Source organism: Vibrio sp. 10N.247.311.14 (assembly GCF_041467715.1).
In the GTDB taxonomy this organism is placed as follows: Bacteria; Pseudomonadota; Gammaproteobacteria; order Enterobacterales; family Vibrionaceae; genus Vibrio; species Vibrio crassostreae_C.
The window spans coordinates 1-21,134 of record NZ_JBFSVE010000032.1 but is presented as its reverse complement, the minus strand read 5'-3'; the positions used below and the strand labels follow the sequence as shown (position 1 = coordinate 21,134).

Annotated in this window: 20 protein-coding genes and 1 pseudogene; 11 read left to right on the top strand and 10 right to left on the bottom strand. The window is 43.9% G+C overall.

The genetic code is table 11. The annotated features are described in order from the left end of the window. Window positions 1-131: 131 nt before the first annotated feature. The 6 genes from lptD to AB6F11_RS13040 all read left to right on the top strand — a co-directional run bounded on the left by lptD (window position 132) and on the right by AB6F11_RS13040 (window position 6,903). The gene (lptD, locus tag AB6F11_RS13065; protein ID WP_102393671.1) at window positions 132-2,468 is read left to right on the top strand and encodes an LPS assembly protein LptD; all 2,337 of its coding nucleotides are present in this window, start codon (window positions 132-134) and stop codon (window positions 2,466-2,468) included. Between the two features lie 43 nt (window positions 2,469-2,511). Continuing rightward, the gene (gene surA, locus AB6F11_RS13060) at window positions 2,512-3,810 is read left to right on the top strand and encodes a peptidylprolyl isomerase SurA (protein ID WP_102393672.1); all 1,299 of its coding nucleotides are present in this window, start codon (window positions 2,512-2,514) and stop codon (window positions 3,808-3,810) included. Continuing rightward, window positions 3,797-4,789, top strand: a complete 993-nt coding sequence (gene pdxA / locus AB6F11_RS13055) for a 4-hydroxythreonine-4-phosphate dehydrogenase PdxA (protein WP_102393673.1) — start codon at window positions 3,797-3,799, stop codon at window positions 4,787-4,789. Before surA ends, pdxA begins: the two co-directional genes overlap by 14 nt. Beyond that, a complete protein-coding gene (gene rsmA / locus AB6F11_RS13050; protein ID WP_017062942.1) occupies window positions 4,786-5,601 on the top strand; it encodes a 16S rRNA (adenine(1518)-N(6)/adenine(1519)-N(6))-dimethyltransferase RsmA in 816 nt (271 codons plus the stop codon). Before pdxA ends, rsmA begins: the two co-directional genes overlap by 4 nt. 88 nt (window positions 5,602-5,689) lie before the next feature. After that, complete coding sequence (gene apaG / locus AB6F11_RS13045; protein WP_004735899.1) at window positions 5,690-6,070, top strand: Co2+/Mg2+ efflux protein ApaG; 381 nt, start codon at window positions 5,690-5,692, stop codon at window positions 6,068-6,070. 29 nt (window positions 6,071-6,099) lie between these two features. Next, window positions 6,100-6,903: a symmetrical bis(5'-nucleosyl)-tetraphosphatase gene (locus tag AB6F11_RS13040; RefSeq protein ID WP_102393674.1), complete on the top strand. Its 804-nt coding sequence runs from the start codon at window positions 6,100-6,102 to the stop codon at window positions 6,901-6,903. A 74-nt stretch (window positions 6,904-6,977) separates the two neighbouring features. On the opposite strand, the gene folA is transcribed toward AB6F11_RS13040, so the two are convergent. The 6 genes from folA to rplU form a co-directional block, all read right to left on the bottom strand. Then, window positions 6,978-7,457: a type 3 dihydrofolate reductase gene (gene folA / locus AB6F11_RS13035; protein ID WP_017062944.1), complete on the bottom strand. Its 480-nt coding sequence runs from the start codon at window positions 7,455-7,457 to the stop codon at window positions 6,978-6,980. A gap of 36 nt (window positions 7,458-7,493) precedes the next feature. Further along, complete coding sequence (locus AB6F11_RS13030; RefSeq protein WP_017062945.1) at window positions 7,494-7,967, bottom strand: threonine/serine exporter family protein; 474 nt, start codon at window positions 7,965-7,967, stop codon at window positions 7,494-7,496. Continuing rightward, window positions 7,967-8,734 (bottom strand): threonine/serine exporter ThrE family protein, encoded by a 768-nt coding sequence (locus AB6F11_RS13025; protein ID WP_017061378.1) that lies wholly within the window; start codon window positions 8,732-8,734, stop codon window positions 7,967-7,969. Before AB6F11_RS13025 ends, AB6F11_RS13030 begins: the two co-directional genes overlap by 1 nt. Before the next feature lie 164 nt (window positions 8,735-8,898). Next, complete coding sequence (gene cgtA, locus AB6F11_RS13020) at window positions 8,899-10,071, bottom strand: Obg family GTPase CgtA (protein WP_017061377.1); 1,173 nt, start codon at window positions 10,069-10,071, stop codon at window positions 8,899-8,901. A 305-nt stretch (window positions 10,072-10,376) separates the two neighbouring features. Further along, the gene (gene rpmA, locus AB6F11_RS13015; protein ID WP_004735905.1) at window positions 10,377-10,634 is read right to left on the bottom strand and encodes a 50S ribosomal protein L27; all 258 of its coding nucleotides are present in this window, start codon (window positions 10,632-10,634) and stop codon (window positions 10,377-10,379) included. 19 nt (window positions 10,635-10,653) lie between these two features. Further along, complete coding sequence (gene rplU, locus AB6F11_RS13010) at window positions 10,654-10,965, bottom strand: 50S ribosomal protein L21 (protein WP_004740823.1); 312 nt, start codon at window positions 10,963-10,965, stop codon at window positions 10,654-10,656. A 268-nt stretch (window positions 10,966-11,233) separates the two neighbouring features. Between rplU and ispB the strand changes: the two genes are divergently transcribed. After that, window positions 11,234-12,205 carry an octaprenyl diphosphate synthase gene (gene ispB / locus AB6F11_RS13005; protein WP_017061376.1) on the top strand — a complete coding sequence of 324 codons (972 nt, stop codon included), beginning with the start codon at window positions 11,234-11,236 and terminating at the stop codon, window positions 12,203-12,205. A gap of 110 nt (window positions 12,206-12,315) precedes the next feature. Here ispB and AB6F11_RS13000 read toward each other — a convergent pair whose 3' ends face one another. Both AB6F11_RS13000 and mdh read right to left on the bottom strand, forming a co-directional pair. Next, window positions 12,316-12,507 carry a hypothetical protein gene (locus AB6F11_RS13000; RefSeq protein ID WP_017061375.1) on the bottom strand — a complete coding sequence of 64 codons (192 nt, stop codon included), beginning with the start codon at window positions 12,505-12,507 and terminating at the stop codon, window positions 12,316-12,318. A gap of 124 nt (window positions 12,508-12,631) precedes the next feature. Further along, window positions 12,632-13,567 carry a malate dehydrogenase gene (mdh, locus tag AB6F11_RS12995; RefSeq protein ID WP_009847834.1) on the bottom strand — a complete coding sequence of 312 codons (936 nt, stop codon included), beginning with the start codon at window positions 13,565-13,567 and terminating at the stop codon, window positions 12,632-12,634. A 332-nt stretch (window positions 13,568-13,899) separates the two neighbouring features. Here mdh and argR point away from each other — a divergent pair, with 332 nt between their 5' ends. From argR to AB6F11_RS12975, 4 genes are all read left to right on the top strand, one after another. Continuing rightward, complete coding sequence (gene argR, locus AB6F11_RS12990; RefSeq protein ID WP_004740827.1) at window positions 13,900-14,370, top strand: transcriptional regulator ArgR; 471 nt, start codon at window positions 13,900-13,902, stop codon at window positions 14,368-14,370. Between the two features lie 342 nt (window positions 14,371-14,712). Beyond that, entirely contained in the window at window positions 14,713-15,681 is a 969-nt protein-coding gene (locus tag AB6F11_RS12985; protein WP_017061374.1) for a TAXI family TRAP transporter solute-binding subunit, read from the top strand. A gap of 254 nt (window positions 15,682-15,935) precedes the next feature. Further along, on the top strand, window positions 15,936-18,515 hold the full coding sequence (locus AB6F11_RS12980; protein ID WP_102393675.1) for a TRAP transporter permease: 2,580 nt from the start codon (window positions 15,936-15,938) through the stop codon (window positions 18,513-18,515). Between the two features lie 107 nt (window positions 18,516-18,622). After that, window positions 18,623-19,060, top strand: a complete 438-nt coding sequence (locus tag AB6F11_RS12975) for a universal stress protein (protein ID WP_010434405.1) — start codon at window positions 18,623-18,625, stop codon at window positions 19,058-19,060. 83 nt (window positions 19,061-19,143) lie between these two features. Here AB6F11_RS12975 and AB6F11_RS12970 read toward each other — a convergent pair whose 3' ends face one another. Next, window positions 19,144-20,106, bottom strand: coding sequence for a D-2-hydroxyacid dehydrogenase (locus AB6F11_RS12970; RefSeq protein WP_102393676.1), 963 nt, complete (start codon window positions 20,104-20,106; stop codon window positions 19,144-19,146). Between the two features lie 36 nt (window positions 20,107-20,142). Beyond that, window positions 20,143-20,667: pseudogene (locus AB6F11_RS12965) on the bottom strand (pseudouridine synthase); the annotation flags it as partial. Window positions 20,668-21,134: the final 467 nt, after the last annotated feature.

The following is a 21,134-nucleotide window of genomic DNA, read 5'->3' as shown; positions in this document are numbered from 1 at the left end:
GAATTTTATCTGAGTAATGCTGTCTGATGATGCTGAATGCTATTATTTCCTTTATCATAAGGAAAATGCTTTATTAATTGGATTGATACTAGATCAACCCTTCATCTAGTGACACAGGATAGTTCAACTTCATGCAATCTTTTTCCCGCACCTTGTTAGCCGCGTCTATAAGTACGGCGTTATACGTGTCGACAACTCAAGCTGAAACAATCACCGATAGTAGTGTGCAGGAAATGCCCTCTATAGATCAATGCTTGATCGAACCCGCTGCAGAAAACGAGACTCAACTACCCGCTCATGTTGAGTCAGATCGCTTAGAGGCTATCAATGGTGACAAGGCAATATATTCAGGTGACGTAAGAGTTACGCAAGGAAACAAGACCATCCTTGCAGATAACGTAACCCTTCACCAACAAGAAAACATCGTTGTAGCTGAAGGCAACGTAAACTTTAGTGATGGTCAAATCAAATCTATCTCAGACAGAGCGACCAATAATCTGACGACTGATGAAATGACGCTAGAAAACACCGACTACGAATTTCTATGTGAGCCAGGCCGTGGCGATGCAGTTTATATCGCAAAAACAGGTAAAGCGGTTTATGAGATCGAAGATGGCTCGATCACCTCTTGTCCTATTGGGGACAACGCGTGGCGTCTGAGAGCATCAAGCATCGACGTAGATCAGAATGAAGAACAAGCCACTTTTTATAACCCACGTTTTGAAATTCAAAGTGTTCCTGTCTTTTACCTACCATACCTGACCGTTCCTATTGGTGACACACGTAAGACTGGTTTCCTATACCCAACAGTGTCATACGGTTCAAGTGATGGTTTTGAAGCTGAAATCCCAGTTTATTGGAACTTAGCACCAAACTACGACTTAGAAACCACCTTCAAGTACATGCAAGAGCGTGGCACTCAACTCAACAGTAAATTCAGATATTTGAGCGACTTTGGTTCAGGTAGCATCAAATCAGAATACCTACCTGATGATAAAAAGTTCGAAGAGAAAGGTGACCGCTGGGGTGCACAACTCCAGCACTCAGGTATATTCCAACAGTCTTGGTTATTCGAAGTCGACTACTCAAAAGTGAGTGATATTGATTACTTTACTGACGTTAGCTCAAGCAGCATTGGTAACCGTGAAGATGGCCAACTATTGCAGGAAGGCCAAGCGACTTACCGTTCTCACAATTGGGATGCGTCAGTGCTTGTCCGAGACTTCCAAGTCCTAACAACCAGTAACAACCTACCTTACCGCCTAATGCCGCAGCTTGAATATAACTACTACGCTCCTGAGGTAATGGAATATTTAGATTTCGATATGGTCAGTCATGTATCGGCATTTGATACTGACGCCAAAGGCAAGCCATCTGCGACTCGCGTCCATATCGAACCGGGTATTACTATACCTGTTGGAAATACTTGGGGAACGTGGACAACTGAAGCTCGACTACTTGGTACTTACTATCAACAAGACCTTGACGGCGTTGATACAGGTGCGGGTTCTGATTATGAAGGCTTAGAAGAATCGGTAAGCCGAGTTATTCCAGAGTTTAGAAGCCACGCAGGTATCGTCCTAGAACGCGACACCACTATTGTTGGCAACTACACTCAAACACTCGAGCCACAGGTTCAGTATTTGTATGTACCAGAGCAAGATCAAAGTGATATTGGCTTGTACGACACTACACTATTACAAACAGATTATTACGGCTTATTTAGAAGTCGTAAATACAGTGGCGTAGACCGTATTGCTTCAGCAAACCAAATCAGCTACGGCGCCTCATCTCGTTTCTTTGATGATGAATATAAAGAGCGCCTCAATATCTCTTTCGGTCAAATTTTTTATATCGACAAAGATACAAAACAGACTTTAGACAACGACGATTCAGGCAAAAAAACTAATTACTCGTCTTGGGCTATTGAAATGGATTTCAACTATGATGACTACCTGTTCTACCATGGTGGCGTGCAATACGATATCGATACTACTGCAATGCAACTTGCAAACAGCACATTAGAATATCGCTTCGCAGGCGGTTACATACAAACCAACTACCGCTATGTAACAGAAGAGTACATAAATGAAACTGTAGATTTTGACGTATCATCCATAACAAGAGATGGTATTTCGCAAGCGGGTTTACTTGGTTCCTACCAAATTTCACCGAAATGGAGCACCAGTGCTCAATATTTCTATGACTTAACCACACAAGAAGATCTAGAGTGGTTAGCTCGTTTAAACTATAGATCGGATTGTTGGTACATCGGCTTTACCTATAGTAACCGTTTGACAAATAACATTAGTGACCCGAATACCACACCTGAATACGAAAACAACTTCAGTGTGAACTTCGGTATTGTTGGCTTTGGTACCAATATCGGATCTGATTCCGGCGCTATTGGTGATAGCAGTTCAGATAACTCTTTGAGCTACGGTCGCCCATTCTTCTTAAATAACTAATTTTCTTTATTGATAAAACGTCAGTAAATTTAAAGGATTACACATGACATTGTGGAAACGCACATTAATTGCTATCGCAGCGACTTGTACTTTATCAACAAGCTTTGCAGCGCCAGTCGAGCTAGACAGCGTAAAAGTTATCGTTAACGAAGGCGTTATCTTACAAAGCGACATCGATGCCTCGATGAAGACGCTGCGCGCAAACGCTAAGAAAAGCGGGCAAACATTGCCATCGCAAGATGTGCTCAATGAGCAAGTACTAGAAAAACTGATCATCGATACTATTCAAACTCAAGAAGCAGAACGTATCGGTGTTCGTATTGATGATGCTCGACTTGATCAAGCAATTGAAGGTATCGCTAAAGACAACAACCAAACGGTAGAACAACTTACCGCATCGGTTGCTGAAGAAGGCCTTAGCTACAATGCATTTCGAGAGCAAGTAAGAAAAGAAATTGCGGCAAGTGAGGCTCGCAATGCTCTAGTTCGCCGTCGTATTAACATCCTTCCTGCAGAGGTCGATAACCTAGCGGATATCTTAGCGCAAGAGACTAACGCAACCGTTCAATACAAGATTGGACACATTCAACTTCGCTTCAATGATGACCAAACCAAAGAAGAGCTAGAAGCCCAAGCTAAAGAACTTGTCGAAGAACTGAACTCAGGCAAAGATTTCAGCACCATGGCATATACTTACTCTAAGGGTCCTAAAGCGCTGCAAGGTGGTGATTGGGGTTGGATGCGTAAAGAAGAGATGCCAACCATTTTTGCTGACCAGATCAAAATGCAAAATAAAGGCAGCATCATCGGTCCTTTCCGTAGCGGTGTAGGTTTCCACATTCTAAAAATTGAAGATGTGAAAGGCTTAGAAACCGTAGCAGTAACGGAAGTGAATGCTCGTCATATCTTGATTAAGCCAACCGTAATCTTGAGTGACGATGGCGCGAAAGAACAACTTGAAAAGATCACGCGCCGCGTAAACGCAGGTGAAGCGAGCTTTGGCGACCTTGCACAGCAATACAGCCAAGATCCAGGTTCTGCAGTACAAGATGGTGAGCTAGGCTACCAAACACCAGATTTGTATGTACCAGAATTCAAACACCAAGTAGAAACGCTACCAGAAGGCAAAATCAGTGCGCCATTCAAAACCGTACACGGTTGGCACATTGTTGAAGTACTAGACCGTCGCGAAGTCGACCGTACCGATTCAGCTTTGAAAAACAAAGCTTACCAAATTCTATTTAACCGTAAATTCAACGAAGAAGCTGGTGCTTGGCTACAAGAAGTAAGAGCAAGTGCCTTTGTTGAGATGGTTGAGGACGACCAAGATGGCAACAACTAAACGTATTGTCATAACCGCAGGTGAACCAGCAGGGATAGGCCCAGATTTAACTTTGGCTCTATCTCAAGAAAGTTGGCCTCATCAACTCGTGGTTTGTGCTGATAAAACACTGCTATCCGAGCGAGCTAAAATTCTTGGTATCGAAGTCGATCTGCTAGATTATGACGCAAACGCAACTAAGCAACCGCTACGCGCTGGCACACTGGTAGTGAAACACGTTCCACTTGCTGAAGCGGCAGTTGCAGGTCAACTCAATGAGGCTAATGGTCATTACGTATTAAATACTTTAGAAACCGCAGCAATTGGCTGTATGAATGATGAATTTGATGCTATTGTCACCGGCCCCGTTCACAAGGGTGTAATTAACCGAGCTGGCGTTGCTTTTAGCGGCCATACCGAGTTCTTTGCAGAGAAGTCCAATACACCACTGGTGGTGATGATGTTGGCAACTGAAGGGCTGCGTGTTGCGCTAGTCACAACGCACATCCCACTAGCTTATGTATCTCAAGTAGTGACCGAAGACAGATTAGAGCAAATTATTGCTATTCTGAATAAAGATTTGGTTGAGAAGTTTGCTATTGAGAAACCAACTATCTACGTATGTGGCTTGAATCCACATGCTGGTGAAGATGGTTGTTTAGGGCGTGAAGAGATTGAAACCATCACCCCGACGCTAGAAAAAATTCGCCAAGAAGATGGCATCAATTTAGTTGGCCCATTGCCAGCAGACACCATCTTTAATGAAAAATATTTGCAAGATGCAGATGCTGTTTTAGGTATGTATCACGACCAAGTACTCCCGGTATTGAAATACAAAGGGTTTGGTCGCTCAGTGAACATCACGCTTGGCTTACCGTTTATTCGCACATCAGTCGACCACGGTACCGCCTTAGACTTGGCAGGGAAAGGCCAAGCCGATACAGGGAGCTTTAGAACAGCGCTCACGCACGCCATTGAATTAGTAGAGAAAAAGCAATGAGAAATGATGTCCACTTAGGGCACAAAGCGCGTAAACGTTTTGGTCAAAACTTCCTTAACGATCCATACATTATTGATGGCATCGTATCGAGTATTAACCCACTACCAGGTCAAAACTTGGTAGAGATCGGTCCTGGTCTAGGCGCAATTACTGAGCCTGTGGGTAAGCTTGTCGATAAATTTACTGTTATCGAATTGGATAGAGACCTTGCAGAACGTCTTCGTAACCATCCAGATCTTGCGGACAAGCTAACGATCCGTGAAGGCGATGCGATGAAGTTCGATTTCCAAGAACTGGTTAAGCCAAACAATAAGCTACGCATCTTTGGTAACTTGCCATATAACATCTCTACACCATTGATGTTCCACCTTTTTGAATTCCATAAAGACGTGCAAGACATGCACTTTATGCTTCAAAAAGAAGTGGTTAACCGTCTAGCTGCTGGCCCTGGCAGTAAAGCTTACGGTCGTCTTACTGTAATGGCTCAATACTACTGTAAAGTAACGCCTGTGTTAGAAGTTCCACCAACGGCCTTCGTTCCGCCACCGAAAGTAGACTCAGCAGTCGTGCGCCTACAGCCATACGAAGTGCTGCCTTATCCGGCAAAAGATCTGAAATGGCTAGATCGCGTATGTCGTGAAGGCTTTAACCAACGTCGTAAAACAGTTCGTAACTGCTACAAGAGCTTAATCGATAAGGAAGTGCTTGAAGAGCTAGGTATCAACCCAAGCATGCGTCCTGAGAACTTAACGCTCGAGCAGTTTGTCGACATGGCAAACTGGTTGTACGACAGTCATAACGCTGACAAATAAATAAAAAAGGCTCCTACACTTCGGTTAGGAGCCTTTTTTATGTAATACTTTAATTACATTAAGTATATCAACAACAAAAGGTGCGAATATGGATATATCTACGCCTTGTATCAAATGCCAGGTTCACTCTAAGTACATAGAAGAACAATCTGAGCCAACGAAGAATCGTTATGTCTTCGCCTACATTATTACCATCAAAAATCTAAGTAAAACAACGGTGCAACTTATGTCTCGCCGCTGGTTAATTACCGACTCTAACGGCAAGCAGCTCACCATTGAGGGTGATGGTGTAGTTGGCCAACAACCCGTGATTGAAGCCAACGACGAGTACACCTACACAAGTGGTACGGTCATCGAAACCCCTGTTGGCGTTATGCAAGGTCACTATGTGATGACCGATAACAAGGGCATTGATTTTATTACCGAAGTTGACCCATTCAGACTCGCAATCCCTAATATTCTTAATTAGCCGTACATCCGTATCTACAGGAAATTATTGTGTCGAATTACATTGTCGGAGACATCCAAGGGTGCTTCGACGAACTTCAAGGACTACTTGAAAAAATTAACTTTGATAAACACCAAGATACTTTATGGGTCGCCGGAGACTTAGTTGCTCGAGGCCCTAAATCATTGGAGACGTTACGCTTTATTCGTAACCTTGGTGACGCAGCTAAGGTTGTATTAGGCAACCACGACTTACATCTTCTGGCGGTGTCCTTAGGACTATTTCCAGCGAAACCAAAAGATAAGACTCAAGCGATTCTTGATGCTGAAGATCGTGAACTGCTAATCGAATGGTTAAGACAACAGCCTTTGCTTCAAGAACACCCAGAGTTCGTGATGTGCCATGCGGGTATCTCACCGCAGTGGAATCTAGAAAGAGCACGTGTTGAAAATCGAGAGATCGTATCCTTGTTAAAGTCCGATAAATGGCAATGGCTAATCGAAAACATGTACAGCAACGCGCCTGATTTATGGCATCAGGATTTACATGATATTGAGCGCTATCGCTATGCGATCAATAGCCTGACAAGAATGCGTTTCTGTTTTGAAGATGGCCGTCTCGACATGGCATGTAAGCTACCACCGAATGAGATTACCGATGAACCATTCTTGCCATGGTTTGACCTTCCGCAACGCATAAAGCTCGATAAAACCGTTGTTTTTGGACACTGGGCTGCGCTTGAAGGCTATAACGGAAAAGACGTAATTGGACTTGATACTGGATGCGTCTGGGGAGGTGAATTGACAATTCTTCGCTGGGAAGATAAACAGTTTTTCACTCAGAAAGCGCTATAAAGATACGAGAAACTTGCGCTACCTTGGTAGGGTAACGCAAGCATTTTTCAGAGACTAGCTATTGATAACCACAGTTAACGCTCGAGAATCACAAACTCCATGTTGTGTTTGTTTTTCTCGTCAGCTTGATAGCTCTCGTTAAAGCTCTGCTTCCAACCTTCACCCCAGTCAGGAAATTGTGTATCTCCATCGACGGCGAAATCGATGTAAGTCAGATACAACTTGTCCGCTTTAGGTAAGCAGCTCTCATAAATAGAGCCGCCACCAATGATCATCACCTCTTCAACATCACTGAGTAGCTCTAGAGCCTGTTCAATAGAAGTTACCGTCGTTACACCTTCAATCTTTAAACTCTCATCACGGCTGATTACGACATTCAACCGACCCGGCAAAGGGCGTCCAATAGAATCGTAGGTCTTACGTCCCATCACGACTGGTTTACCCATAGTCGAGCGTTTAAACCATGCAAAATCCGCAGGTAAATGCCAAGGCATCTGATTGTCTTTACCAATTATACGGTTGTTTGCCATTGCCGCTATCATGCTGATGATCATAAATCGAAAGTCCTGTCCCTAAAAAGAAAATTAACGCTAAACGATAGGTCTACGGCGATAGAATAACAGCCCTGGCACAGCTAAGCCAACCGCCAACCCTGCGATAATGAACATCGATTTTAAAAAGTTCTCCATCAACATTGCCAACAACTCAGGCGTGTAGCCTGCCCTGTTAATCTCCACCATCGCAATCATCGCCTTGAAGGCGAACACACCTGGCACCATAGGAATTAGAGCTGCAACCGTAAACACCTTCGGATGTGCTAACAGTTTATGTGACCAATGAACCCCTATCATACCAACCACGGTTGCGGCGAAGAACGTCGCCCATTCGATTGGAATACCAAAGTGCATCATCAGATACCGGCTACCATGACCGATAGAACCACCGAGTGCACAATAAATTAAAGCACGTTGCGGAACGTTAAACACCAATGCAAACCCAACCGCAGGAATAGCGGCGAAAAACATATCGTTGAGCAGACCTAAAAACAGTTCGAAAATACTCATTAGCTTGCCCACCCCCAAACATCTGATAGACTCATCGCCGCGACAATGCCCAAGCTCGTCGCCAGGGTTAATAAGCTGGCCATGGTAAAGCGCGCTAACCCCATATTAATATGGCCTTTAAGCATATCAGCGACGGAGTTAATCAGAGGAAAACCAGGTACTAACATTAATACAGATGAAGCCATCACGATCGTGGGTTGGCCGCCAATATTGTAAAGTACGGCTTGAGCTGAAATGGTCGTGGTAACGAATGCTGTGATAGCAAAGTTTAATAGCGGATTGAAATGGCGGTGCCCAATCTCTTGCCTGACGATCATACCGCAAGCTGAAGCAATAAAAGTCATCATGAAGACTTGCCAGTCTCCGCCCGCAAGGTGGCTAAAAGAGGCGCACGACAACCCTATCATCACAACCACTAACCAACGGTTGTAGCGCTCGGGGCTGATGTTTTGAATCTTTTTATACGCCAAATCATAATCGAGAATTCCCTTCTCCATCATGATGCAAATGCGTTGAATGTCGGTGATAACCTGCATGTTAATGCCACGATCAGCACAACTTCGAGTAGTGGTAATACAGTGATCATCCATTACGGTAGTTACAACAAGCGCATTGGCTGACAGTGCGACTTCAACCTCATTCACCCCACAAGCAATACCGATGCGACGCATGATATCGCCGACCAGTGTGCTCTCTGCCCCGTGCGCCAATAACATTTGTCCTGATTGAGCGACGAGTCTTGAGATCGCTCTTTGCTTTGATGCCATGATTTCCTTCCCATAGGCGTTAATTATCTAAAGATAAATTTTGCATAAAAAACAGTAAGACGTCATGATTTAGATACAAAAAAACCGCAATTTTCATTGCGGTTTAATAAAACTATCAGTGTACTTGTAAGAAGCGACCGATGCGTTATGAGAAACTAAGAGGATTAGTCACGAACATAGATAACATGGCCGTCATCCTCTTCGTCATCCCAATCGTCCCAATCGTCGTCATCTTCAGTAACGACATTCTTACCGCTCATCGCATCTTTATGGTAGTCATCCCACATAAAGTCTACTTTTTCTTCTTCTTCAACTTCTACAACTTCACGAGGTAGGTTTTCCATAAACTCACCTAGTTTGAAGCAAAGATCTTTGGTGCCGATTTTATTCACAGCAGAGATCTTGAAGTACTCGCCTTCCCAGCCCAAAGCATCGATGATTTCTTGAATCTTTTCGTCTGCTTCGTCTTCTGGCATTAGGTCAACTTTATTGAACACTAACCAGCGAGGTTTTTGTGAAACTTTTTCACTGTATTGCTCAAGCTCATCGATGATCGTTAGTGCATTCTGAATAGGATCAGATTGATCGATCGGCATAATGTCGATCATATGCAGCAGAACACGACAACGCTCAAGGTGCTTAAGGAATCGGATACCAAGGCCAGCGCCATCAGCTGCGCCTTCGATTAGTCCTGGGATATCGGCAACAACGAAGCTCTTTTCAGGGACAACACTTACCACACCCAAGCTTGGGATCAAAGTAGTGAACGGGTAATCAGCCACTTTTGGTTTCGCAGCAGATACTGAACGAATAAAAGTAGATTTACCTGCGTTTGGTAGGCCAAGCATACCAACGTCAGCTAATAGAAGAAGCTCTAAACGCAGTTCACGAACTTCGCCTTTAGTACCCATTGTCTTTTGACGAGGAGCGCGGTTAACAGACGATTTAAAACGCGTGTTACCAAGACCGTGCCAACCACCTTTACCAACCATTACTTTCTTGCCGTGTTCAGCAACTTCAGCAACGATTTCGTTGGTGTGGATATCAACTGCACGCGTACCAACTGGTACTTTCAGCGTAATGTCTTTACCACGTTTACCAGTACAGTTACCGCCGCGACCATTCTCGCCACGCTCTGCATTGTAAAAACGTTGGAAACGGTAATCGATCAGTGTGTTTAAGTTCTCATCCGCTTGGATGTAAACATCACCGCCGTCACCACCGTCGCCGCCATCAGGACCACCTTTAGCGACGAATTTTTCGCGCCAAAAGCTAACTGTACCATTACCGCCATCACCGGCTTCTATTTTTACTACCGCTTCATCAACGAATTTCATTTTTTAACTCCGCACTTACGTTGCGTTACCACTCATCAAGGAGTGATATAAATTCTAGCAGATCCGTGTTTAGATCGATCACCTAAGATCTAGGCCGACCTGCAACCAAGGAACAAATAAGGAGAGGTTCTTTGCTTCTTATTTCTTAAAAACTAATCTGTTTATCAAAAAATAAAACGGCTTCTCAAAACCAAAACAAGAGCGTCTGCTTTTTTATTCTTGCTATAAATAAAAAACCCTGCCGAATCGGCAGGGCTTTTGAATTCAGCTTGAAAGCTAATAAAATAATCTAGTTAAAGATTAAATTACTCAGCTTCGATGCTTACAAACTTACGGTTTTTAGGACCTTTAACAGCAAATTTCACTTTACCTTCAGTAAGAGCGAAAAGAGTGTGGTCTTTACCGATGCCAACGTTTGTGCCAGCGTGGAACTTAGTACCACGTTGACGAACGATGATGTTACCTGCAAGAACAGATTCACCACCAAAACGCTTAACACCAAGACGTTTGCTTTCTGAATCGCGGCCGTTATTAGTAGAACCGCCAGCTTTTTTATGTGCCATTGTTAAACTCTCCTAATACTTAAGCGTTAATGCCAGTGATTTTCACTTCAGTGAACCACTGACGGTGACCAGCTTGCTTACGCGAGTGCTTACGACGACGGAACTTAACGATTTTTACTTTATCGCCACGACCGTGTTGTACTACTTCTGCAGTAACCTTGCCACCTTCAACAAGAGGTGCACCAACAGCGATTTCTTCGCCGTTAGCAACAAGAAGAACTTTATCAAATTCAACAGTTGCACCAGTTTCAACGTCTAATTTCTCTAAACGAAGTGTTTGACCTTCGCTTACTCGGTGTTGTTTGCCACCAGATTGGAAAACAGCGTACATATTTTACTCCGCTTTTTCCGCACAGCCTATGGTTGTTAATTGTACAACTCGGGTGTGCGCTAAACTAATCAATAGGGCGCAGATTCTACGGGAATCATGGCGCTATGACAAGCCATATTTTTAAAAAATTGGCGAAAACCTGTTCGCCAAAGAAAAGTGCGGCAATCATGCCCTTTAGCGATGTATTAATCAACGTTTTTTAGTGTATTATTCAACAATTAAATACAACGTATAAGCCTTACAGGGTCTAACTTCAGCCGGATGAACAATGGATTTTAAAGCTATCCAAACGCTTACTGCCAATGATATGGCAAAAGTGAATGAAACAATTCAAGCCCAACTTAATTCTGACGTAAGTTTAATCAACCAGCTTGGTTTTTATATCGTTAGCGGTGGTGGCAAACGCCTACGCCCTTTGCTTGCTCTTTTATCTGCTCGCGCACTTGGTTATCAAGGTGAAGCTCATATCACCTCTGCAGCCTTTATCGAGTTTATTCACACCGCAACCCTGCTTCACGACGATGTTGTCGATGAATCAGACATGAGACGCGGTAAAGCGACGGCCAATGCCGCTTTTGGTAATGCCGCTAGCGTTTTGGTGGGTGACTTTATCTACACACGCTCATTCCAAATGATGACAACGCTAGGATCTTTAAAGATCCTTGAGCTAATGAGTGAAGCGGTAAACGTGATTGCCGAGGGTGAAGTTCAACAATTAATGAACTGCAATAACCCAGACACCACAGAAGAAAGCTACATGCAGGTGATCTACTCTAAGACTGCTCGTTTGTTCGAAGCTGCGACCCAAATCGGTGCGATTCTTACTGAGTCATCACCAGAGATCGAAACAGCAATGCAGAACTATGGTAAATACCTAGGCACCGCTTTCCAACTGATTGACGATGTGATGGATTACACTGCAGATGGTAAAGAGATGGGTAAAAACGTTGGTGACGATCTAGCCGAAGGCAAACCAACACTGCCTCTACTTTACGCAATGCATAATGGCTCTCCTGAACAAGCAAGCATGATTCGTGAAGCGATTGAGAAAGCGAACGGCATGGAACGTCTTGACGATATTATGGCTGTAATGAAAGAGACAGGCTCTTTAGAGTACACAACAAATAAAGCCTACGAAGAGGCCGATAAAGCCATCGCTGAGCTTTCTGTACTTCCTGACTCAGAATATAAGCAAGCGCTAACCACGCTCGCACACTTAGCTGTTAAACGCAGTAAGTAAGCAGGTTAATAGACAACTCGCTTCTAGCTTCTAGCTTCTATATAAATAACAAAAAGAGCCTCAGGGCTCTTTTTTTTGGTTTTCAACAAATATTTGTAGGTGAGCCAAATTCAATATCGACTGGCTTCTAATGATAACGGCAGTTGTGCTTCAATCTCTTCAAGCTCTTCCATTGGCACCGCGTACTGCTCATGCCCGTTGTAAGTCTCTACTAGCGCGTACTGCTCTTGCTCATCAATTACCAATACTTTTCCTAAGTGCCCCAAATATTCGACATTCATACCCTTCTGAACAGTAGCCATAACATTTACCTTCACATTAATTGTAAAGCTAAATACGAGTAGCTTGAACTTCAGGATCAAAAAAGCCGATCATAATGACCGGCCCTTATTAATTAGCTTAAGTCTGAGTTAAATAGCGTTTCGCTTATTTAGCGAATTCAACACCAATCTCGATGTCACCATTTAGCGTCTCAAGCATGCTATCTAAAGCGTTACGTTCGAAGTCACTCAGCTCACCGTAGCTAAGGATCGCTTCAGCGCCCTCTTTGCCTAGTTTAACTGGCTGTGCGAAGAATGGAGCGTGTTCGCCTTCACCTTCAACGTATGCACATTCAATCACGTTCTCTTCACCTTGAAGCGCTTTCACTAGAGCAAGACCGAAACGACAAGCCGCTTGACCCATAGACAGTGTCGCACTGCCGCCGCCAGCCTTCGCTTCTACTACTTCTGTACCTGCATTTTGGATACGAGTCGTTAGTGCTGCGATTTCTTCGTCAGTGAACTCTACGCCTTCAACTTGAGAAAGTAGAGGAAGAATCGTTACGCCTGAGTGGCCACCGATAACAGGAACACGAATGTCGCCTGGATCTTTGTCTTTAAGTTCAGCAACGAACGTTTCAGAACGAATCACATCAAGAGTCGTAATACCAAATAGACGACGCTTGTCGTAAACGCCCGCTTTCTTCAGTACTTCAGCCGCGATTGGCACTGTTGTGTTTACGGGGTTCGTGATGATACCAACACAAGCAGTAGGACAAGTAACTGCGATTTTCTCTGCAAGAGACTTAACAATGCCAGCATTCACATTGAAAAGATCCGCACGATCCATACCAGGCTTACGAGCAACACCCGCTGAAATAAGTACAACATCCGCACCTTCGAGTGCTGGTGTTGGATCTTCACCCGCGTAACCTTTGATCGAAACAGGCGTTGGGATATGGCTAAGATCGGCAGCAACACCCGGTGTTACCGGAGCGATGTCGTAAAGTGCAAGATCTGAACCAGCAGGTAGGCGGTTCTTAAGTAGTAGGGCTAGGGCTTGACCGATGCCACCAGCGGCACCAATAACAGCTACTTTCATTGTTATTCTCCTTGAGAGCTTTCTCTTATAGATTCTTTGTAGGGTAATTCTTGAGCTAAATCTAAGTTAAAAAACTATATTAATCACAAAGTGATTACAATCAATTAACGCTAGCTTTGCGACTTCGCGCAAGTCAATAAAACCGTGCTACACAGCAAGTTCGCATTATGGCGATAATCGACTGAAATAACAAAATAAGTCGTCGCAAATAACACATTATTCTATTAAATATTTACAGTGATATGACTAACAAATTACAGGGATGTTTTGGCTAAAATTGAATATGTATGCGAGAATATGCAAACATCTTTGTTAATGAATAAGAATGACATATGCGCAATACAGAAAAGCAAGACAACTTAGTTCGTGCATTTAAAGCCTTACTAAAAGAAGAACGTTTTGGCTCACAAGGCGAAATTGTGGATGCCCTAAAACACGAAGGTTTTGAAAGCATCAACCAGTCTAAAGTCTCGCGTATGTTAACCAAGTTTGGTGCCGTTCGAACTCGTAACGCAAAAATGGAGATGGTTTACTGTCTTCCTGCTGAGCTAGGTGTTCCGACCGTTTCTAGCTCTCTAAGAGAATTAGTACTAGATATTGACCACAACAATGCATTGGTGGTGATACACACAGGTCCTGGTGCGGCGCAGCTGATTGCTCGTTTATTAGACTCACTAGGTAAGTCGGAAGGTATACTGGGCGTAGTCGCAGGTGATGACACTATCTTCATTACTCCAACGTTATCGGTTACCACTAAGCAACTGTTTGATTCAGTGTGCGAACTGTTTGAATACGCTGGATAATTGATCTCTGTTTCATAACTATCAGCCTTATTAATGGATCACGAGCATCTATTCGCTTCGTGATCCAAATCACATCCTAGAATATCCATACCTCCCTTCCAAAATCACACTAAACCATTGATTTTAAAAAACTCAGTAGCAAATCAAACACGAGATCAAGACATCATTTGTTAGATTTTTTAGCTATACCTTTTAACATTCGAGTAATTTTCTGCCAATTTTTGATATTATTCAGCCACTTTTTCATCACATGGATTGAAAAAGGTGCCGTTTCCAAATAGGAAACTCCTGAAGCAACTACACTTGTTTCAGGGTTAATAATGAATAAAGGAAGGGAAATTCATGGCATTTACCAAACTTATTAAAGTTGGTGCTATTGCAGCTGCTGTAATGGGCGCTGGCGCTGTTAACGCTCAAGAGTTCATCACGATTGGTACTGGTTCAGTTACGGGTGTTTACTACCCAACTGGTGGTGCGATTTGTAAGCTAGTGAACAAGGGCCGCAAAGACCACAACATTCGTTGTTCTGTAGAGTCTACTGGTGGTTCAATCTACAACGTTAACACCATCCGTGCTGGTGAACTAGATTTCGGTGTTGTTCAATCGGACTGGCAATACCACGGCTACAACGGTACAAGTAAGTTCAAAGATCAGGGCGAATACAAGAAACTTCGCGCGATGTTCTCTCTACATACAGAACCGTTCAACATCATCGCTCGTACTGATGCTGGCATCAACAATGTGTCTGACCTAGCAGGTAAGCGTGTAAACATTGGTAACCCAGGTTCTGGTGACCGTGCAACGATGGGTGTTGTAATGGACGCTATGGGCTGGACTAACGACAGCTTCAAGCTTGCTTCTGAACTTAAAGGTTCTGAGCGTTCACAAGCACTTTGTGATAACAAAATTGATGCATTCATCTACATGGTTGGTCACCCGAACGGATCAATCAAAGAAGCAACAACGTCTTGTGATGCAAAACTGGTTTCAGCAACAGGTCCACAGATCGACAAGATCGTAGCTGAAAACCCATACTACGCTTACAGCACAGTTCCTGCTGGTATGTACCGTGGTACTGACGCTGACGTAAACAGCTTCGGTGTTGCAGCTACTATGGTAACAACTTCAGACGTTTCTGAAGAAGTTGCATACAACGTTGCTAAGGCAGTATTTGAAAACTTTGACACTTTCAAACGCCTACACCCAGCATTTGCTAACCTGAAAAAAGAAGACATGGTTAAAGCGGGTATCTCTATCCCTCTTCACCCAGGCGCAGCAAAATACTACAAAGAAGTGGGCCTTCTAAAGTAACTCTACTTTAAGCCTACTACACCAATAAGGAGGCTAGCCCTCCTTATTGGCTTTTCACGTTTTATAAAAATAATTTAAGTGAAAAGAACAGCCCTTTAAGTTTCTCCAATTTGGCGGACTTACCTTCGTATCAAGCCTAAGACAAAGACGAGCAAAAAACGCATTTCCCTATCCATTCACTACACTAGATAGGAAAGAAATAACGTCTCGTTGTTCGTAAGAAAGGCAGACCATCAATAATAAGGATAAAGTACATGACGCAGACAACATCACCGTCTCCAGATGTGCAAGAAATGGTGGCACAATCAGACACTGGTGCGCGTAGCCCTCGCGGTATCCAAGGCCGTATTTTATGGTTTGTGCCTCTATGTTGGTCACTGTTCCAACTTTGGTATGCATCTCCGCTGCCGTTCATTTTTAACTTCGGAATTTTAAACGATACCGAAGCTCGAGCAATTCACCTTACCTTTGCTATTTTCCTAGCATTTACCGCTTATCCAGCTATGAAGAACTCGCCGCGGGACCATATCCCGGCAGTCGACTGGGTATTAGCGCTTGTAGGTAGTTTTTCAGCTTCTTATATCTATATTTTCTACACTGAACTTGCCGGTCGTTCTGGTGCTCCCACAACATTTGATATTGTTGCAGCGGTGTTCGGTATGGTTCTACTGCTTGAAGCAACACGACGCGCTTTAGGTCCACCTCTTATGGTTGTGGCGGCAGTATTCCTACTTTACACCTTTGGTGGCCCTCACATGCCAGACGTTATTGCCCACAAAGGTGCGAGCCTGAACAAGGCAATGTCGCACCTGTGGCTAACAACTGAGGGGGTATTCGGTGTAGCGCTTGGCGTATCAACGTCATTCGTATTCTTGTTTGTACTGTTTGGTGCAATGCTAGAGCGCGCGGGTGCTGGTGCTTACTTCATCAAGGTTGCATTCTCTCTGCTTGGTCACATGAAAGGCGGCCCAGCGAAAGCAGCCGTTGTGGCGTCTGGTTTATCTGGTCTGGTATCAGGTTCTTCGATTGCAAACGTTGTTACCACAGGTACCTTTACTATCCCGCTAATGAAGCGTGTTGGTTTCCCGGGCACAAAAGCAGGTGCAGTAGAAGTAGCAGCTTCAACCAACGGTCAGCTTACACCACCTATCATGGGTGCTGCGGCATTCTTGATGGTTGAGTATGTGGGCATCTCGTATGTAGAAGTAATCAAAGCCGCGCTACTGCCCGCTCTGATCTCTTACATCGCTCTGATTTACATTGTTCATCTAGAAGCATGTAAAGCAGGTATGACTGGCTTACCTCGCCGTCACACACCGACACTTGTACAAAGCCTACTTTCCTTCACGGGTACCATTCTTGGGCTATGTGTGATTAGCGCTGCGGTTTATTACGGTGTAGGTTGGACAAAAGATGTCTTTGGCGATGCTGCAACACCAATCGTAACAGTAGCGCTATTGATCGCTTATGTTGCCCTCGTTCGCGTATCAGCAAAATACGCCGCTGAAGGCGGCATGGAAATCGATGCTGAGCTTACTGAGGTTCCAGACCCTGGCCCAACGATTAAATCAGGTCTTCACTTCTTACTACCGATTGTCGTACTAGTATGGTGTCTAACCGTTGAGCGCTTCTCTCCGGGTCTATCTGCATTTTGGGCAACAGTTTTCATGATCTTCATTTTGATCACTCAGCGTCCTTTGATGACTCTGATGAACAAATCGAACGATCTTGCAGAACAAACCAAAGCGGGCTTCGTTGACCTCGCAGAGAGCTTGGTTTCAGGCGCACGTAACATGATCGGTATCGGCGTAGCGACAGCGGCTGCTGGTACCGTTGTAGGTGTAGTAACTCTGACCGGTATCGGCCTTGTTATGACCGATTTCGTTGAATTTATCTCAGGCGGTAGCATCATTCTTATGCTGTTGTTTACCGCGGTAATCAGCTTAATCTTAGGTATGGGCTTACCAACCACAGCGAACTACATTGTTGTTTCAACCTTGATGGCTCCGGTCATTGTTACCCTGGGCGCAGCACACGGCCTAATCATTCCATTGATTGCGGTTCACTTGTTTGTGTTCTACTTCGGTATTCTTGCGGATGATACACCTCCAGTAGGTTTGGCAGCCTTTGCTGCCGCCGCGATTGCGAAATCAGACCCAATTCGCACTGGTATTCAAGGTTTTACCTATGATATCCGTACCGCAATTCTACCTTTCATGTTCATCTTCAATACTCAACTACTACTGATGGGCATTGATTCTTGGTGGCACTTAGCACTAACGATTTTCTCATCTGTGACTGCGGTACTTATCTTCGCAGCTGCAACACAAGGTTGGTGGTTCACGAAGAACAAGTGGTGGGAAACGGTGCTGCTTATTGCATTAACCTTCACTTTCTTCCGCCCTGGCTTCTGGTGGGACATGATTTACCCAGAGAAAGTTCTTTCACCTGGAGTTGAGATTGCTCAAATCACGGAAAAGCTGGATGTGGGACAATCACTTGAACTTAGAGTGGGTGGCGAAAACTTAGAAGGTGACTATTCTGAAAAGACAGTTCGCCTGCCGTTTGAAGATTCTGCGACCTCAAGTGAAGATCGTATTGCCTCTATGGGTCTAATGCTGACTGAATCAGAAGGCAAGATGATTGTTGATATGGTTGAGTTCGGTAGCCCAGCAGAAGCGGCTGGTATTGATTTCGATTGGGAAATCAAATCCGTTATCCAAGATGCAGATCGACCAATGAAAGAGTGGGTATTCTTACCTGCCCTACTGATTTTGATTGGTTTAGCGATGAACCAAAGAAGGCGTGCTCGTAAGGATGAGATTAGCGCGTAATGGATAGAGCCAAGTAGCGCTCTACTCTATTTGGCTTTTTTACTACATGGAAAAGATAATTACAGCGTTTGGTATGTACTAAGCGCTGCTCAAAAAGAGACGAATACATGTATAGACAAATCCTTGTTCCCGTTGATCTTAACGACAAAGGCTTTTCTGATAAGGCAGTCGAACTGGCGGTATGGCACGCAAAACACAGCAATGCTGAAATCCACATTCTGAACGTACTACCAGGCATTCACATGTCGATGGTGGCGTCTTACTTCCCGAAAGATGCAGCGAACCAAATGAAGCTTGATGTTAAAAATCAGCTGAAAGAGTTTGCTGACAAGCACATTGACGATGAAGTGGTGTATAAAGTTCACGTTGCCGAAGGCAAGACTTACACAACGATTCTAGATTACGCAGAAAAACTGGGCGCTGACCTTATCGTGATGCCTAGCCATAAGCGTTCGAAAATCGACAAAGTTGTGCTTGGTTCTGTTGCAAGCAAAGTGGTACAGAACTCACCAATCAATGTATTGGTGGTTAAACCGCAAGGTTAAGTCATTTAATCGACACACAATCTAAAAAGGTTGGCCTACAGGCCAACCTTTTTTGTTTTAATTCATGCTACATAGCTTTAGAGTCAATTCACTATGTTTTGCGGGCGACCCGCAATAAAGCCTTCAATATTATCCATTAAGATATCAGACAGTTTTTGAATCGAGCTGTCGCTGCCCCACGCCACATGTGGAGTGAGTAATAAGTTCGGTAAGTGGCTATTAGCCAATAGTGGATTTGAGTTGTCGGCTGGCTCTTGTGTAAACACATCCATACCTGCGCCTGCAATCTCATGTTTTTTCAAAGCCTCAACTAGGGCTTGTTCATCTACTAGACCTCCGCGCCCGGCATTAATTAATACCGCGCTCGATTTCATCATTGTGAGCTCTCGCTCTGAAATCAGATTTTGGGTCGCATCAGTCAATGGGCAATGTAGACTGATCGCATCCGCTTGCTTCAATACCGTATCAAAAGGTAGATACCCTTCTCGACAAGACTCTGCTCCTTTTCGCTCGGCAAACATCACCTTCATACCAAGCGCTTTGGCTAACATTGCGGTGGCTTGACCTAAGCTGCCACTCCCCATCAACCCCAGTGTGCTGCCAGCCACATCTTGAATCGGATGAGTAAAGAAGCAGAACTGCTTGTCCTTTTGCCACTCGCCCGCCTCAATGTCTTTATGATAACCAACAAGGTTTCGTTTAAGTGCAAACAGCATTGCGATGACATGTTCAGGAACCGATTGAATCGCATAGCCTTGCACGTTTGTCACTGCAATGTTTTTAGATTTGCAGTATTCCACATCGACATTATTGACACCGGTCGCTGAAACCGCGATCAACTTGAGTTTTTTCGCACCAGCGAGATTCGACTCATTGAGCACTACCTTGTTAGTGATCACCACATCAGCTTCTTCAACTCGCTCTGATACTTGCTCAGGAGCTGTGAAATCATACTCTACCCATTCATGCTCAAAGCTCAGAGGCTTTAAATGAATTTGAGATGGGATAGTCGCTCTATCGAGAAACACAACATTCAGCGTTGGCATTCTTCTTCCTTGGTTAGATCTATGAATCAGTCCATTCTAAGCTTTTAGCTTACTGTAGTCTGGAAGCTCAAGCGCAATTTCAAAGTGCTGTTCGATTTGTGGGGATGCTTGAGGATAAAAGTCACAGGGAACAAAGGCTTTAAACAATTGATTATTCGCTGGATGATAAAAGCTCAGCTCACACGCATGCAAAGCCAACCTATCACTGTATTCAAATGCTTCTGATGTTGCGTAAAACTCATCGCCCACAATCGGTGCGCCTATTTCCATGCAATGCACTCTCAATTGGTGAGAACGCCCGGTAATTGGCAGTAACTTAAGTAAAGTCGTTTGGAGTTCTTGCTGTTCTACCACATAACGAGTCTGTGATGATTTACCATCCTCGAAACACACTTTTTGCTTCGGCCGGTTTGGCCAATCGCAAATAAGAGGGAGGTCAATCAAACCTTCTGCTTCTTCTACTGAACCCCATACTCGGGCGTAATAGAGTTTGTGTGTCAGTCGATATTGAAATTGCTTCTTCAAATGACGCTCAGCTTGTTTGTGTTTAGCGAGCAGCATCTTTATCATTTAATTTAAATAAATACATTTAAGTTAATGCTCTTTATCAACTTTGCAACGGTCAAGCCCGCCGACTAATTCGGTTTTGAACAATAATGCCACGGAAAACCACCTCTGTAATTTGAATGTAATGTACACTGTAAAATGAAAACTTAAATTCCTCTCAATTTATTAAATTAACATCAAAAGATCTATTAGATAGAGTTTTTCTGGATCGCTCATTCAGATAATCACTTATGTACGTGTACCACGGACATAAGTGATGAAGGCTTCAATGTTGAGGTTCGCCTTCAGTCTAGACCGTCGTTGAAATCGGTTTTGAGCTGTAATGTCACGGAAAACCACCTCTGTTATTCGGTTTTAAGGCTCACATATCCATCATATACCCGGGCAAACACCAGTGTGGGAGGCACAATGTACATTATAAAATGAAAACTTGATTACCAATCAATTTGGTCAGTTTACAT

Excerpts from the sequence above, each read along its gene's own strand:
- lptD (WP_102393671.1), top strand. The coding sequence starts at position 132 with ATGCAATCTTTTTCCCGCACCTTGTTAGCCGCGTCTATAAGTACGGCG.
- surA (WP_102393672.1), top strand. The coding sequence starts at position 2,512 with ATGACATTGTGGAAACGCACATTAATTGCTATCGCAGCGACTTGTACT.
- pdxA (WP_102393673.1), top strand. The coding sequence starts at position 3,797 with ATGGCAACAACTAAACGTATTGTCATAACCGCAGGTGAACCAGCAGGG.
- rsmA (WP_017062942.1), top strand. The coding sequence starts at position 4,786 with ATGAGAAATGATGTCCACTTAGGGCACAAAGCGCGTAAACGTTTTGGT.
- apaG (WP_004735899.1), top strand. The coding sequence starts at position 5,690 with ATGGATATATCTACGCCTTGTATCAAATGCCAGGTTCACTCTAAGTAC.
- folA (WP_017062944.1), bottom strand. The coding sequence starts at position 7,457 with ATGATCATCAGCATGATAGCGGCAATGGCAAACAACCGTATAATTGGT.
- AB6F11_RS13030 (WP_017062945.1), bottom strand. The coding sequence starts at position 7,967 with ATGAGTATTTTCGAACTGTTTTTAGGTCTGCTCAACGATATGTTTTTC.
- AB6F11_RS13025 (WP_017061378.1), bottom strand. The coding sequence starts at position 8,734 with ATGGCATCAAAGCAAAGAGCGATCTCAAGACTCGTCGCTCAATCAGGA.
- cgtA (WP_017061377.1), bottom strand. The coding sequence starts at position 10,071 with ATGAAATTCGTTGATGAAGCGGTAGTAAAAATAGAAGCCGGTGATGGC.
- rpmA (WP_004735905.1), bottom strand. The coding sequence starts at position 10,634 with ATGGCACATAAAAAAGCTGGCGGTTCTACTAATAACGGCCGCGATTCA.
- rplU (WP_004740823.1), bottom strand. The coding sequence starts at position 10,965 with ATGTACGCTGTTTTCCAATCTGGTGGCAAACAACACCGAGTAAGCGAA.
- ispB (WP_017061376.1), top strand. The coding sequence starts at position 11,234 with ATGGATTTTAAAGCTATCCAAACGCTTACTGCCAATGATATGGCAAAA.
- AB6F11_RS13000 (WP_017061375.1), bottom strand. The coding sequence starts at position 12,507 with ATGGCTACTGTTCAGAAGGGTATGAATGTCGAATATTTGGGGCACTTA.
- mdh (WP_009847834.1), bottom strand. The coding sequence starts at position 13,567 with ATGAAAGTAGCTGTTATTGGTGCCGCTGGTGGCATCGGTCAAGCCCTA.
- argR (WP_004740827.1), top strand. The coding sequence starts at position 13,900 with ATGCGCAATACAGAAAAGCAAGACAACTTAGTTCGTGCATTTAAAGCC.
- AB6F11_RS12985 (WP_017061374.1), top strand. The coding sequence starts at position 14,713 with ATGGCATTTACCAAACTTATTAAAGTTGGTGCTATTGCAGCTGCTGTA.
- AB6F11_RS12980 (WP_102393675.1), top strand. The coding sequence starts at position 15,936 with ATGACGCAGACAACATCACCGTCTCCAGATGTGCAAGAAATGGTGGCA.
- AB6F11_RS12975 (WP_010434405.1), top strand. The coding sequence starts at position 18,623 with ATGTATAGACAAATCCTTGTTCCCGTTGATCTTAACGACAAAGGCTTT.
- AB6F11_RS12970 (WP_102393676.1), bottom strand. The coding sequence starts at position 20,106 with ATGCCAACGCTGAATGTTGTGTTTCTCGATAGAGCGACTATCCCATCT.